Source organism: Micromonospora sp. NPDC047465 (assembly GCF_040643125.1).
In the GTDB taxonomy this organism is placed as follows: domain Bacteria; phylum Actinomycetota; class Actinomycetes; order Mycobacteriales; family Micromonosporaceae; genus Micromonospora.
On the sequence record NZ_JBEYTP010000006.1, the window covers coordinates 59,499 to 72,874 of the forward strand.

The window sequence follows — 13,376 nt, forward strand, 5'->3', positions numbered from 1 at the left end:
CGGCGCGGAGGCCGAATCATGGTCGAAAAGGAGGCTCCAGTGCCCCGTGAAGTCCGGGATGTCGTCTTCGTCGACGGCGTCCGCACCCCCTTCGGCAAGGCGGGTGGCATGTACGCCAACACCCGCGCCGACGACCTGGTGATCCGCTGCATCCGCGAACTGCTGCGCCGCAACCCGCAGCTGCCGCCGGAGCGGGTCGAGGAGGTCGCCATCGCCGCCACCACCCAGATCGGCGACCAGGGCCTGACCATCGGCCGGACGGCCGCCCTGCTGGCCGGCCTGCCCAAGACCGTCCCCGGTTTCGCGATCGACCGGATGTGTGCCGGCGCGATGACCGCGGTGACCACCGTCGCCAGCGGCATCGCCATGGGCGCGTACGACGTCGCCATCGCCGGGGGCGTCGAGCACATGGGCCGCCACCCGATGGGCGAGGGCGTCGACCCCAACCCGCGGATCGTCGCCGAGAAGCTGGTCGACCCGTCCGCGCTGGTCATGGGTGCGACCGCGGAGAACCTGCACGACCGCGTCCCGCACGTCACCAAGGAGCGCACCGACGCCTTCGCGCTCGCCTCGCAGCAGAAGACCGCGAAGGCGTACGCCAACGGCAAGCTCCAGGACGACCTGGTGCCGATGGCGATCCGCGACGCCGACGGCGGCTGGGGCCTGGCCACGGTGGACGAGGCGCCCCGGGACACCTCGCTGGAGAAACTCGCCACCCTGAAGACCCCGTTCCGCCCGCACGGCAAGGTCACCGCGGGCAACGCGGCCGGCCTGAACGACGGCGCCACCGCCAGCCTGCTCGCCTCCGAGGACGTCGCCCGCGAGCTGGGCCTGCCGGTCGCCATGCGGCTGGTCTCGTTCGGCTTCGTCGGCGTCGAGCCCGAGGTGATGGGCGTCGGCCCGATCCCGTCGACCGAGAAGGCGCTGCGCCTCGCCGGCCTGACCATCGACGACATCGGCCTGTTCGAGCTGAACGAGGCGTTCGCCGTGCAGGTGCTCGCCTTCCTCGACCACTTCGGCATCGCCGACGACGACCCCCGGGTCAACCCGTGGGGCGGCGCGATCGCCATCGGTCACCCGCTCGCCTCCTCGGGCGTGCGGCTGATGACGCAGCTCGCCCGGCAGTTCGCCGAGCACCCTGAGGTCCGCTACGGCCTCACCGCCATGTGCATCGGCATCGGCATGGGCGGCACCGTGATCTGGGAGAACCCGCACTGGGAGGGTGGAGACAAGTGAGCCTCGCCGCACCGAACGAGGTTGTCACCAAGGCGCTGCTGCGCTCGGTGAACGTACCGGGGCTGGACCGGCCGGCCGCCCTGATCACCCTGGACAACGGCTTCGACCACACCAAGCCGAACAGCTTCGGCCCGGGCGGCCTGACCAGCCTGGACGAGGCGATCACCGCCGCCGTGGCGGCGAACCCGGCGTTCATCGCGGTCACCGGCAAGCCGTACGTCTTCTGCGTGGGCGCGGACCTCACCAGCCTCCCGCAGCTCGCCGACCGCGAGCAGGCCCTGGAGATCGGCCGGCTCGGCCACCGGGTCTTCGCCCGGCTCCGGGACAGCCAGATCCCGACCTTCGCCTTCGTCAACGGCGCGGCGATGGGCGGCGGCCTGGAGCTGGCCCTGCACTGCCACTACCGGACGCTCTCCGGCGGCGCCGCGGCGCTGGCCCTGCCCGAGGTCTCCCTCGGCCTGGTCCCCGGCTGGGGCGGCACCCAGCTGCTGCCGAACCTGATCGGCATCCCGGCGGCGACCCAGGTGGTCATCCAGAACCCGCTGATGCAGAACAAGATGCTCAAGCCGAAGCAGGCCGCCGAGATGGGCATCGCGGACGTGCTGCTGGAGCCGGCGGACTTCCTGGAGCGGTCCCTGGAGTGGGCCGCCGGCGTGGTCCGGGGCGAGGTCACCGTGACTCGGCCCGAGGTCGACAAGGACATGTGGGCGGGCGTGCTCTACTTCGCCCGGTCGACGCTGGACCAGCGGCTGCACGGCGCGGTCCCGGCCGCGTACAAGGCGCTGGACCTGCTGGAGACGGCGAAGGACGCCGACTTCGCGACCGGCACCGCCGCCGAGGACGAGGCCCTGGCGGACCTGGTCTTCTCGGAGGAGCTGCGCAGCGGCCTGTACGCCTTCGACCTGGTGCAGCGGCGGGCCAAGCGGCCGGCCGGCGCGCCGGACAAGGGCCTGGCCCGCCCGGTCACCAAGGTGGGCATCGTCGGCGCCGGCCTGATGGCCAGCCAGCTCGCCCTGCTCTTCGCCCGCCGCCTCCAGGTGCCGGTCGTGCTGACCGACCTGGACCAGGCCCGGGTCGACAAGGGCGTCGGCTACGTACACACCCAGATCGAGAAGGCCGTCAGCAAGGGCCGGATGGACAAGGGCACCGCCGCCAAGCTCTACGGCCTGGTCAGCGGATCGGTCGACAAGGGCGTCTTCGCGGACGCCGACTTCGTCATCGAGGCGGTCTTCGAGGACCTGAACGTCAAGAAGCAGGTCTGGGCCGAGCTGGAGAAGATCGTCAAGCCGGAGGCCGTGCTGGCGACGAACACCTCGTCGCTGTCGGTCACCGCGATGGCGGCCGAACTGGAGCACCCGGAGCGGGTGGTCGGCTTCCACTTCTTCAACCCGGTCGCCATGATGCCGCTGCTGGAGATCGTCCGGGGCGAGCGGACGGACGACGCCACCCTCGCCACCGCCTTCGCGGTCGGCAAGCAGCTCAAGAAGTCCTCGGTGCTGGTGAAGGACGCGCCGGCGTTCGTGGTCAACCGGCTGCTCACCCGCTTCCTGGGCACCGTCTTCGCGGCCGTCGACGCCGGCACCCCGCTGGACGTGGCGAACAGCGCGCTGGACCCGCTGGGCCTGCCGATGCGCCCGCTCGCCCTGCTCCAGCTCGTCGGGCCGGCCGTCGCGTACCACGTGGGCGGCACCCTGCACGCCGCGTTCCCGGACCGGTTCGGGGTCAGCGAGAACCTCAAGCGGATCGCCGACTCCGGTCAGCCGATCGTCGTCGACGACCAGGTCAACGACGAGGTGGCGAAGCTGCTGGTGGTCGGCGACCAGCCGCTCACCGCCGAGCAGGTGCGCCAGAACGCGCTCGACGCGCTGGCCCAGGAGATCCGGCTCATGCTCGACGAGGGCGTCGTCGCCGAGGCGCAGGACATCGACCTGTGCATGATCCTCGGCGCCGGCTGGCCGTTCCACCTGGGCGGCGTCACGCCGTACCTGGACCGGACCGGCACCTCGGAGCAGGTGACGGGCCAGCGGTTCCTGCCGCGCGGAGTCGCCAGCCTGCCCGCCTGAGTCCACCCGCTCTCCCGCGTTCGCGGTGGTCGCCCCGTCCAGCTTTGATGGTGGCGGCCACCGCGATCGTCATTGCGGCCCGCCCGGCCGGGAAGGAGACTGCGGGGCGGACCGGTGGCTGGCTACCGAGGTGCGGGCCAGTGCTCCGCCCTTCAGCCTCCAGGTCGGGGGTGAAGGCTCGCGCGGGGGCCGAGCGTGTCCGATGCCGGTCTGTTCTGCCGCTGGATGTACCGGTGCAGGATGGTCAGGGGTGCGCCGTCGACGGACCCGGCGAAGTACGAGGCTGACAAGAGTCGGTTGGTCTGGTAGTAGTGGGGCGCGAGGTCGGGGAATTCCTGGCGCATACGCCGCGACGATACGCCCTGAGGCTGTTGACCAGCTTTGACAGGGCGACTTTTGGTGGGAAGTTGACCAGTAGGTACACGTGCTCACTGTCGCCGTTGAACTCGACCAGTTCGCACTCGAAGTCGGCGCACACCGCCCGCATGATCTCTTCCAGGCGGGTCAGGTGCCGGTCGCTGAACACCGTGTGGTGGAACTGCGTCACGAAGACCGAGTGGGCGTGCAGTGCGAGACGCAGGGCCGGCCGGTTCTCTCGCTGTCCATGTTGGTCACAGGCCAGCGGTAGGTTGTCCCATGTGCAGCTCCGGTACAACTACCGCGTCTACCCGACGCCCAGCCAGCAGGAAGCGTTGGCTCGGGCGTTCGGGTGCGCGCGGGTGGTGTTCAACGACGGGCTGCACGCACGGCGGGCGGCGCGGGAGCAGGGACTGCCCTACCTGTCGGACGGGGACCTGTCCAAGCAGGTCATCACCGCAGCCAAACGAACCCCACAGCGGCAGTGGCTTGCCGAGGTGTCAGCGGTGGTGCTTCAGCAGGCCCTGGCCGACCTGAACACGGCGTACCGCAACTTCTTCTCCTCACTGTCTGGCAAGCGCACGGGCCGCAAGGTCGCCCCGCCGCGTTTCCGCTCACGCAAGGACAACCGGCAGACGATCCGGTTCACCGCCAATGCCCGATTCAAGGTCCTGGACAACGGCCAACTTCGCCTGCCGAAGATCGGCGACGTGCAGGTGCGCTGGTCGCGGCAACTGCCGGCCGAGCCCAGCTCGGTCACGGTGATCCGGGACGCGGCGGGCCGGTACTTCGCCTCGTTCGTGGTGGCCACCACCGACGAAGCATTGCCGTGCGCCGAGTCGGAGGTGGGCATCGATCTGGGCTTGACCCACTTCGCGGTGCTATCGGATGGCACGAAGGTGACCGCGCCGAGGTTCCTGCGCCGGGCGGCCCGCAAGCTGCGCCGGTTGCAGCAGGACGTGTCCCGCAAGCAGCGGGGCAGCCAGAACCGTAAGAAGGCCGTCGTCAAGGTCGCCAGGGCGCACGCTCGGGTGGCCGACATCCGCAGGGACTGGCAGCACAAGCTCTCGACACGAATCATCCGTGAGAATCAAGCGGTGTACGTCGAGGACCTGTGCGTCGCCGGTCTCGGCCGCACCCGACTGGCGAAGTCCGTCCACGACGCCGGGTGGGCCAGTTTTACCGCGATGTTGGAGTACAAGGCCGCCCGGTACGGACGAACCTTCGTCAAAATCGACCGGTTCGCGCCCACGTCGCAGACCTGCTCCACGTGCGGCCGGCTCGACGGCCCGAAGCCGCTGTCGGTCCGGTCGTGGACCTGCCCCTGCGGGACGATCCACGACCGGGACGTCAACGCGGCCAAGAACGTGTTGGCCCAGGGACGCTGGGACAACTCAAACGCCTGTGGAGCGCAGGTAAGACCGGCACCCGTGCCGGCACCACGCCGAGAAGCAGGAGTCCACCCGGACGCGGCGCGTTCCACGCGCAGCGTGGAGGGAATCCCCGTCCTCTAGGGCGGGGAGAACGTCAAGATCACGCGTTCGTAACGTCGCCTGGAGCTGATCCATGTCCTCACCGCCGGTCGATCCCTGGTCCGGGCAGCATGAGCACGACATCCACTACGACTTCCACCCGCCGCAGCCGGACAGCTATCCCGTGCCGCCGGCGGAGGGCTGGCCGCCGGCGGGCGGGCAGCCGCCGTACCACGGCGGCTGGTCCGCCGCGCCGGCCTCCGGCTCCCCCGCGGCCCCGTACCCCACCCAGCCGTACGGCGGATATCCCGTCACGCCGCAGGAGGGCTTCCCACCCGCCCCGCACGCCGGCTACCCGCCGCAGTACGCTGGCGCGCCCCAGCAGGGTGGCGGGCCCGCACGGTCGCATGTCAACCTGGTCCTGACCCTGGGCATCGTCGGCCTGCTGGTGCTCTGCCTCGGCGGGGGCGCCGTGGGCTACGTCGCCCTCTCCGACAACGACACCCCGGTCGTGAACCCGACGCCGACGGCGACCCCGGCGTCGAGCGCCACGCCGAGCGCCGCGCCGTCGTCGGAGGCCGCCCCGTCCCCGGAGACCAGTTCCACCACCCGGATCCGGGTCGTCACGCCGGAGACCCTCGCGGGCCGCCCGCAGAGCACCGAGCCGACGCTGAAGAAGCTGGCCGACGACATGGTGCGGGAACTGAAGACCTCGGTGCCCCAGGCGACGGGCGTGGCCGGCGCCTTCTACGGCAGCGCCGACGAGCGCGACATGGTCATGGTGGTCGCCGCCTCCACCTTCGTGCTCAACCCCGAGCGGGAACTCGACGACGCGGTCAAGGGGATCTCCAAGGAGCTGGAGGTCAAGAGGCTGACCAGCATCGCCCCGGGCCCGAACGGCGGCGAGGCCAGGTGCGGCGACGGTGAGTCCGCCGACGTGCCGCTGGGCGTCTGCGCGTGGGCCGACCACGGCAGCGTCGGGATCATCGTGATGTTCTTCTCGTCCTCGGCCGCCGCGGCGGCGGAGTTCGTCGAGATCCGCGGCCAGATCGAGCAGAAGTACTGACCGCCGGGCACGGAGGGCCCGTCACCACCGGTGACGGGCCCCTGCCGCGTCAGCCCGCCGCGGCCGCCCGCTCGGCGGCGCTGCGCAGCACGCAGAACTCGTTGCCCTCCGGGTCGGCGAGCACCACCCAGCCCGAACCGTCGGGGCGGCGGCAGTCGGCGACCTGGGTGGCGCCGATGCCCAGCAGCCGCGCCACCTCCTCGTCCCGGGTCCGGTCCGCGGGCTCCAGGTCGAGGTGCAGGCGGTTCTTCACCGCCTTGCCCTCGGGCACGGCCAGGAAGAGCACCTCCGGGCCACCCGGGGGCAGCAGCATGGCCTCCGGGTCACCGGGGAGGTCGTCCGGCTGCCGGGGGCAGTCGAAGACCTGCGCCCAGAAGCCGGCCAGGGCGTACGTGTCGCGGCAGTCGATGCCGATGTTGTGGATGGTCGCGCTCACTGGTGTTCCTCCTCTGTCGACGCACCCGCCCGCTCCGCCGCGCCGCGCAGGACGCAGAACTCGTTGCCCTCCGGGTCGGCGAGCACCACCCAGCCCGTACCGTCGGCGCGTCGCTGGTCGTCCACCAGGACCGCGCCGAGCCCGAGCACCCGCTCGACCTCCTGGTCGCGGGTCCGACCGGCCGGTTGCAGGCAGACGTGCACCCGGTTCTTGACCGTCTTGGCCTCGGGCACCTGCTGGAAGAACACGGTCGGGGTGGTGTCGCCGCCCGGCGGCAGCAGGACCGCCTCCGGGTCGCCCGGCGCGTCGTCGGCGTGCCGGGCGTAGCCGAGCACCGCCGACCAGAAGCCGGACAGGGCGTAGGTGTCGTGACAATCGAAACTGATGTTGTGGATCCGTGGATACACGGGTTCCTCCGCTAGGGATGGAGGCGCCCCGGATGCGTGAGGGTCAGCCGGCGAGACGGGGCGCGGAGACCATGACGGTGAACATTCGACGCACCCCCCTCCGGATGTCGGGCTGACACCATGATCCTTTCATCGAGCCGGCCCGCCCCGCAACCCCCGGTGCCGCGTCACCGCCCGGCGGCCGGTTCCTCGGCGGTCACCGCCGGGGCGGCCTCCGCTGCCGGCAGGGTCACCGTGACCTCCAGCCCGCCGCCGGGCTGGGCGATCACCCGGACCGTGCCGCCGTGCGCGTCGCAGACCGCCCGGACGATGGAGAGCCCGAGGCCCGAGCCGCGCGCGCCGGTGCGCTCCCGGCCGCCGCGCCGGAACGGCTCGAACAGGCCCGGCACGTCGGCCTGGTCCACCTCGAAGCCGGTGTTGCCCACCACCAGCCAGGACCGGCACCCGTCCGAGCCCGTACGCACCCAGAGCCGGCCGTGCAGGTGGTTGTAACGCACCGCGTTCTCGATCAGGTTGCCGGCCAGCCGGTCCAGCAGCCCGGGGTCGCCGACCACCGGCGCGGACTCCAGCGAGGTCTGCACCCGCAGCCCGATCCGCTCCACCTCCCGGCGTACGGCCGACAGGGCGTTGGCGGTCCCGGCGGCGAGGTCGCACTCGGTGCGGCGGCCGAGCCGGCGGCCCGCCTGCGCCTCGCTGCGGGCCAGCACCAGCAGGGCGTCGACCAGCCCGTTGGCCCGCTCGGAGGCGTCCCGCACGACGGTGGCCATCCGGCGGTACTCGGCGGCGTCCGCCTCGTCGTCGCTGAGCGTCACGTCGATCTCGGTACGCATCACGGCGAGGGGGGTACGCAGCTCGTGCGAGGCGTTGGCGACGAAGCGCTTCTGCGCCTCGAACGCGGCGGCGATCCGGTCCAGCATCGCGTCGAACGTCTTCGCCAGCTCGGCCACCTCGTCGTCGGCGCCGGAGTAGCCGATCCGCTGGTCCAGGGTGGTCTCGCCGAGCCGCCGGGCGGTGGCGGTGACCTGGTGCAGCGGGCGCAGCGCCCGCCCGGCCACCGCGTACGCCCCGGCCACCCCGACGACGCTGATCGCCAGCAGCGCCACCAGGCCCTTGACCAGCAGCTCCGTGCTGGCGGCGTCGACCAGTTGCCGCTGCCACTGCGCGGCGTCCAGCGACCGGCCGTCGGCCAGCACCACGGTCGTGCCGGGGAGCAACTCGTCGGTCGGGCGCAGCGCGTCGCGGACCAGCAGCCAGGCCAGCAGCACCAGGATCGCCCCGGCGCCGACCAGCAGCACGCCGTTGAGCAGGGTCAGCCGCAGCCGCAGGGTGGGCCGCAGGCGCCTCCGCACGGCCGGGTCCCTCGGTTTGGACCGCCGGGCTCGCAGAACCGGCTCACTCCTCGCGCTCACCGTGCCACCTCCGCTCGCGACTGCGGGGCTCGCAGAACCGGCTCACTCCTCGCGCTCACCGTGCCACCTTCGTTCGCGACTGCGGGGCTCGCAGAACCGGCTCACTCCTCGCGCTCACCGTGCCACCTCCGCCGTGCGGTAGCCGGCCCCGACCACCGTCTCGATCAGCGGGGGGTCGCCCAGCTTCTTTCGCAGCGTCATCACGGTGACCCGGACGATGGTGGTGAACGGGTCGGTGTTGGCGTCCCAGACCCGCTCCAACAGTTCCTCGCTGGAGACCACCGCGCCGCGCGCCTTGAGCAGCTCGCAGAGCACGCCGAACTCCTTGTTGGTCAGGTCGACCGGCTGCCCGCCCCGGGTGGCGACCCGGCGGGCCGGGTCGAGCACCAGATCGGCGAGTTCCAGCACCGGCGGCGCGGCCGGGGTGGCCCGCCGGCCGAGCGCCTGCACCCGGGCGACCAGCTCGTCGAAGGCGAACGGCTTGGGCAGGTAGTCGTCGGCGCCGAGCTGCAACCCCTCGACGCGGTCGGCGACGGTGCCGCTGGCGGTCAGCATCAACACGCGGGTGAGCGCGCCGGAGGCCGCCAGGTCCGCGCAGATCTGGTCGCCGTGCACGCCGGGCAGGTCCCGGTCCAGCACCACCACGTCGTAACGGGTGACGAACGCCATCTCGTGGCCGCTGTCACCGTCGTAGGCGACGTCCACCGCCATGCCCCGCTTGCGCAGCCCCCGCACGATCGCGTCGGCGAGGTTGCGCTCGTCCTCGACCACCAGTACCCGCATCCCGGCCTCCTCGCGCCCTGACCACCCGACAACCTAGTGCGGGCCGCCAACCCGGGCCGCACCCGCCGTCCGGACCGGCCACCGTTGCAGAAAACCTTCGTCGTACGCGATGCTTCCGGCATCAACCTTCGCGACGGACGGGGAGACGCATGACCGACGCGGCGCCGACGCCCGGGCGGGACGTCGCCTACCGGGGCTTCCGTCTGCCGGACGACGCGGACCGGGGCGTCCTGGCCGGGCTGCGCGCCGTCCCCGGGGGGCTCGAACTGGCCGACCCGGTCGACCGGCTCGACCACACCGACGCCGACGGCCGCACCCGCCGGTACGTCGCGGGCAGCTGGACCTCGCCGCCGGTGCCGGCCGGCTTCGCCGTCCGCGACGTGGTGCCCTCGTGGACCGGGCAGACCCCGGGCGGCTGCTGGCTGCGGGTGGAGCTGCGGGGCTGGCACGACGACGCCCCGGCCACCGGCTGGTACGTCCTCGCCGACTGGGCCGCCGACGACGGGACGTTCCGCCGCACCTCCGTCCCCGGGCAGCGCGACGCCGACGCCCGGGTGGACACGGACACCCTGCTGGTCACGGGCGCGACGGTCACCGGCTGGCAGGCCCGGGTGACCCTGCTCCGGCCGGCGGACGGCGAGACCGGCGGCACGCCGGTGCTGCGCACGGTCGGGGCCGTCGCCTCCGCACCGCGCGCGGAGGCCGCGGCGACCCGGCCGGCGGCCGAGGGCCCACCGTCCGCGGCGGCCCCGCCCGGCGCGGGCGCCCGACCCGCCGGAGTCGCCCCGGCCCCGGCCGCCGCACCCGGTGCCGCCCGGACGACGCCGGCCGCCTGGGGCACCGTGCTGGACGTGCCGCGCTACTCGCAGCGGCTGCACGCCGGCGCGCACCCGCAGTGGGGCGGCGGCGGGGACTCCTGGTGCAGCCCCACCTGCACGTCGATGGTGCTCGCCTTCTGGGACGCCGCCCCCGCCCCGGACCGGTACGCCTGGGTGACCCCGGCCGGCCCCCGCCCGGTGGTGGTGCACGCCGCCCGGCACTGCTACGACCACGCCTACGCCGGGGCCGGCAACTGGCCGTTCAACACCGCGTACGCCGGGCTGCACGGGGTGGACGCCTTCGTCACCCGGCTGCGATCGCTGGCCGAGGCGGAGGCGTTCGTGGCGGCCGGCATCCCGCTGATCGTCTCCGCCGCGTTCACCGCCGGCCAGGTGCCCGGCCTGGACTACGACACCGCCGGGCACCTGTTGGTGCTGGTGGGCTTCACGGACACCGGCGCGCCGGTGCTCAACGACCCGTACGCCCCGGACGACGACGGGGTGCGCCGGACCGTCGACCGGGACCGGTTCGAGGCCGCCTGGCAGGCCGGCAGCGGCGGGGTGGCGTACGTGCTCCGGCCGCCCGGCGTGCCGCTGCCCCCGGCGCCGGAGCAGCCCAACTGGTGACCCGGCACCCGGAGCAGCCCGACGGGTGACCCGGCGGCGCGGGCCGGACGACCATCCGGCGCGCCCGGGCTCAGCCCTCGAACCGCCAGACGCCGTACTCGCCGGTGCGCAGCCGGCACAGCACGGCCTCCGTGCCGCCCCGGCAGTCCCCGGAGGCGTCCCTGAGCAGGTCGACCACCCGGGACCGGCCGGCCACCACGTCCAGCTCGCCGACCACCAGTCCGCCGCCGGATGCGGCCGGCCGCACGGCGAGGAGCCGGTCGCCGTCCTGCCACGGCATCAGCTGCCACGTGCCCAGGTCGGCGACCTGCCGACCGGTCGCCGCGTCGAGCACGCTGAACCGCTCCCCGGTCGACCCCGGCGCGAGCGCCAGGAGCCGCCCGTCCCGCCCGGACAGCACCCCCAGCCACCCCTCCGCGGTCCAGCGGAGCGCGCCGGTGGCCGGGTCGAGCGCACGGAACCCCCCGGTCTGCCCGGCGGCGCAGAGCAACTCGCCGCAGTCGATGACGTGCTCGACCAGCGGCACGCGCGCTGCCCACCGCGGTCGCAGCCCGTCCAGCCCGTACGCGGTCACCACGCCGGCCCGAGCGACCAGCAACAGGTCGTCGATGACCGTCGGCTGACCGAACGAGGGCTGCCCGTCGAGGCGCAGGTCCGCCGCGTGCAGCAGGTCGCCCGAGCGGGGGTCGCGCACCTCCGCCCGCCCGTCGGCCGTGACCAGCACGAACCGCTCGACCAGCCCGTCGCGGACGCCGAAGCGCACCCCCTCGGGCGGCGTCGGCACCGACCAGAGCGCCCGCCCGGAGGCCGGGTCCACGGACCGCAGGGCGGCGGCGTCCTGCATCAGCAGCGTCCCGGCGACGTCCGCCCAGTGGTAGCCGGCCTGCCGCCAGCGCTCCCGGCCGCTGGCGGGGTCGAGGGCGATCGTCTGGCCGAGGCTCTGGTCCCCGGTGACCGAGAACAGCACCACCCCGGGCCCGGTCTGCACCTGCCAGAACCGGCCCGGCGCGAGGAGGCGGGCGCGCCACAGGGGAGCCGGCGCCCGCCCGTCGGCGGGGGTCCGGGCGGGCAGGGCGTAGGCGCGCACCTCGACGGTCCCCCCGGGCTCCCCCTCGGCCGGTTCGACCACGTAGAACCGGTCGCCGTCGAGGAACGCCTCGGACCCGACGCGGGCCGGCACGACGACCGAGACCCGCTCCGGAGCCGGCGCGGCGCCCGCCAGGGTGGCCACGAGCACCGCGAGCACCAGCGCGATCCGCAGCGGCCGCCCGACGGCGCGGGGCGGGCGGGGCAGCGGCGCCTCGCCGTCCGGCTCGTCGCGCAGCTCGCCGAGGTCGATCAGGGTCATGCCCGCCCCTCCCCGCCGGTCATCCGGGCAGCTCCCAGACCCCGTACGCGCCGCCCTCCCGGCGGCAGAGGACGAGCGGCCCGTACGCGCCGCACGCCCCGACCACACCGTGCAGGGCCGCCAGCACCCGGATGCCGTCCCCCCGCTCGTCGAGCCGGGCGACCAGGACCCGCCCGTCCCGCTGCCGACGGTGCAGGATCGCGCGGTCCTCCCACGGCGCCAGGTCACCCAACTGCCAGCGACCCAGCTCCCGCACCGGGCGACCGGTCGCCGCGTCGAGCAGCACGTGTTCCGCCGCACCGCCGCGCGGATAGCCAGCCGCCAGCAGCCGATCGCCCACGGGAGTCAGCAGCGGCCAGTCGTCGGCGCGCCAGCGGGCGCTGCCGGTGGCGGGGTCGAGCAGCCGCAAGCGCCCGCCGTCCCCGACGCAGATCACCACGCCGCAGCCGAAGGCGTACGGCCGGGCGGACGGGCCGCGCGGCACGCTCCACCGTCGACGCAGCGCGGCGGTGTCGTAGGCGGAGAGCACACCGGGCCCCTCGGACACCAGGACCAGGTCGTCGGTGACCCCGAGCACCTCGGGCGGCCCGGCCGCGGCGGGCAGGGCCGCCGCGTGCAGGACGTCGCCCGAGTCCGGGTCGCGCAGCTCCAGCCGCCCACCGTCGAGCACCGTCAGCAGCGTCACCCGGCCGTCCCGGGTCGACCAGCGCAGGGCCCCCGGGGGCAGCCGCCGCGTCCAGCGGACCGCACCGCTGGCGGCGTCGACCGACCGCAGCACCGGCGCCCCCGGCCCGGCGCCGGCGGACCCCCACACGAGCAGGTTTCCAGCCGGCGTGGCGCCGTCCAACTGCCCGTCGACGCGCCAGCGCACCGCGCCGTCGGCGGCGGCGAGCCCGACGACCTGCGGCCCCGCCGGCTCCTCCGGCATGCCGAGCACCACCACGTCGCCGACGCGCACGACGGGGAAGGGACTCACCAACCCGGTCAGCGGCAGCTGCCACAGTGGACGGCCCAAGGGCAGCTGATGAGCGGCCACCCGGGGCGCCGGGCCGGGGCCGGGCGCCACGCCGGGCCCGGTGCGGTCCACCACCAACAGCAGGTCGCCCGCGACGACGACGTCGGCGTCCGGGCGGGCCGGGATGACGGCGCCGGGCGGCGGCGCGGCCCGTGGCGCGGCGGCGGTCAGCACGGCCAGGCAGAGCAGGGCGAACAGGGCGGGAACCCAGCGGCGGACCGCCCGGCCCGGCCCGGGGTCGACCGGCGGCGGGACGTCCCGCCGCTCACCGAGGTCGATGACCGTCACGCGCCGTCCTCCCCGTCACACCCCCGCGCGGGCCGGCAAACCGGCCGGGGA

The 13,376-nt window shown here is 74.0% G+C and carries 11 protein-coding genes and 1 pseudogene; 5 read left to right on the forward strand and 7 right to left on the reverse strand.

Annotation, left to right across the window (positions count from 1 at the left end; genetic code table 11):
• The first annotated feature begins 39 nt into the window (after positions 1 to 39).
• Positions 40 to 1,236 (forward strand): thiolase family protein, encoded by a 1,197-nt coding sequence (locus tag ABZ793_RS08460; RefSeq protein ID WP_350711030.1) that lies wholly within the window; start codon positions 40 to 42, stop codon positions 1,234 to 1,236.
• Positions 1,233 to 3,299, forward strand: a complete 2,067-nt coding sequence (locus ABZ793_RS08465) for a 3-hydroxyacyl-CoA dehydrogenase NAD-binding domain-containing protein (RefSeq protein ID WP_357453917.1) — start codon at positions 1,233 to 1,235, stop codon at positions 3,297 to 3,299. Before ABZ793_RS08460 ends, ABZ793_RS08465 begins: the two co-directional genes overlap by 4 nt.
• A gap of 152 nt (positions 3,300 to 3,451) precedes the next feature.
• Here ABZ793_RS08465 and tnpA read toward each other — a convergent pair.
• A pseudogene (gene tnpA / locus ABZ793_RS08470) lies at positions 3,452 to 3,905 on the reverse strand (IS200/IS605 family transposase).
• A gap of 32 nt (positions 3,906 to 3,937) precedes the next feature.
• Here tnpA and ABZ793_RS08475 point away from each other — a divergent pair.
• Together ABZ793_RS08475 and ABZ793_RS08480 are read left to right on the forward strand one after the other, a co-directional pair.
• Positions 3,938 to 5,170 carry a transposase gene (locus ABZ793_RS08475; protein ID WP_357453920.1) on the forward strand — a complete coding sequence of 411 codons (1,233 nt, stop codon included), beginning with the start codon at positions 3,938 to 3,940 and terminating at the stop codon, positions 5,168 to 5,170.
• Positions 5,171 to 5,222: 52 nt separating this feature from the next.
• Positions 5,223 to 6,194 carry a hypothetical protein gene (locus ABZ793_RS08480; RefSeq protein ID WP_357453922.1) on the forward strand — a complete coding sequence of 324 codons (972 nt, stop codon included), beginning with the start codon at positions 5,223 to 5,225 and terminating at the stop codon, positions 6,192 to 6,194.
• Positions 6,195 to 6,243: 49 nt separating this feature from the next.
• Here the strand turns inward: ABZ793_RS08480 and ABZ793_RS08485 are convergent, their stop codons facing one another.
• From ABZ793_RS08485 to ABZ793_RS08500, 4 genes are all read right to left on the reverse strand, one after another.
• Positions 6,244 to 6,630 (reverse strand): VOC family protein, encoded by a 387-nt coding sequence (locus tag ABZ793_RS08485; protein WP_357453925.1) that lies wholly within the window; start codon positions 6,628 to 6,630, stop codon positions 6,244 to 6,246.
• Entirely contained in the window at positions 6,627 to 7,037 is a 411-nt protein-coding gene (locus tag ABZ793_RS08490) for a VOC family protein (protein ID WP_357453928.1), read from the reverse strand. The genes ABZ793_RS08485 and ABZ793_RS08490 overlap by 4 nt, the downstream gene beginning before the upstream one ends.
• A 167-nt stretch (positions 7,038 to 7,204) precedes the next feature.
• On the reverse strand, positions 7,205 to 8,386 hold the full coding sequence (locus ABZ793_RS08495; RefSeq protein WP_350711021.1) for a HAMP domain-containing sensor histidine kinase: 1,182 nt from the start codon (positions 8,384 to 8,386) through the stop codon (positions 7,205 to 7,207).
• Positions 8,387 to 8,560: 174 nt separating this feature from the next.
• Entirely contained in the window at positions 8,561 to 9,229 is a 669-nt protein-coding gene (locus tag ABZ793_RS08500; protein WP_350711019.1) for a response regulator transcription factor, read from the reverse strand.
• Positions 9,230 to 9,378: 149 nt separating this feature from the next.
• Between ABZ793_RS08500 and ABZ793_RS08505 the strand changes: the two genes are divergently transcribed.
• Positions 9,379 to 10,674 carry a peptidase C39 family protein gene (locus ABZ793_RS08505; RefSeq protein WP_357453932.1) on the forward strand — a complete coding sequence of 432 codons (1,296 nt, stop codon included), beginning with the start codon at positions 9,379 to 9,381 and terminating at the stop codon, positions 10,672 to 10,674.
• 70 nt (positions 10,675 to 10,744) lie between these two features.
• Here the strand turns inward: ABZ793_RS08505 and ABZ793_RS08510 are convergent, their stop codons facing one another.
• Together ABZ793_RS08510 and ABZ793_RS08515 are read right to left on the reverse strand one after the other, a co-directional pair.
• Positions 10,745 to 12,022 carry a PQQ-binding-like beta-propeller repeat protein gene (locus ABZ793_RS08510; RefSeq protein WP_357453935.1) on the reverse strand — a complete coding sequence of 426 codons (1,278 nt, stop codon included), beginning with the start codon at positions 12,020 to 12,022 and terminating at the stop codon, positions 10,745 to 10,747.
• A gap of 19 nt (positions 12,023 to 12,041) precedes the next feature.
• Positions 12,042 to 13,325 (reverse strand): PQQ-binding-like beta-propeller repeat protein, encoded by a 1,284-nt coding sequence (locus tag ABZ793_RS08515; RefSeq protein ID WP_357453938.1) that lies wholly within the window; start codon positions 13,323 to 13,325, stop codon positions 12,042 to 12,044.
• Positions 13,326 to 13,376: the final 51 nt, after the last annotated feature.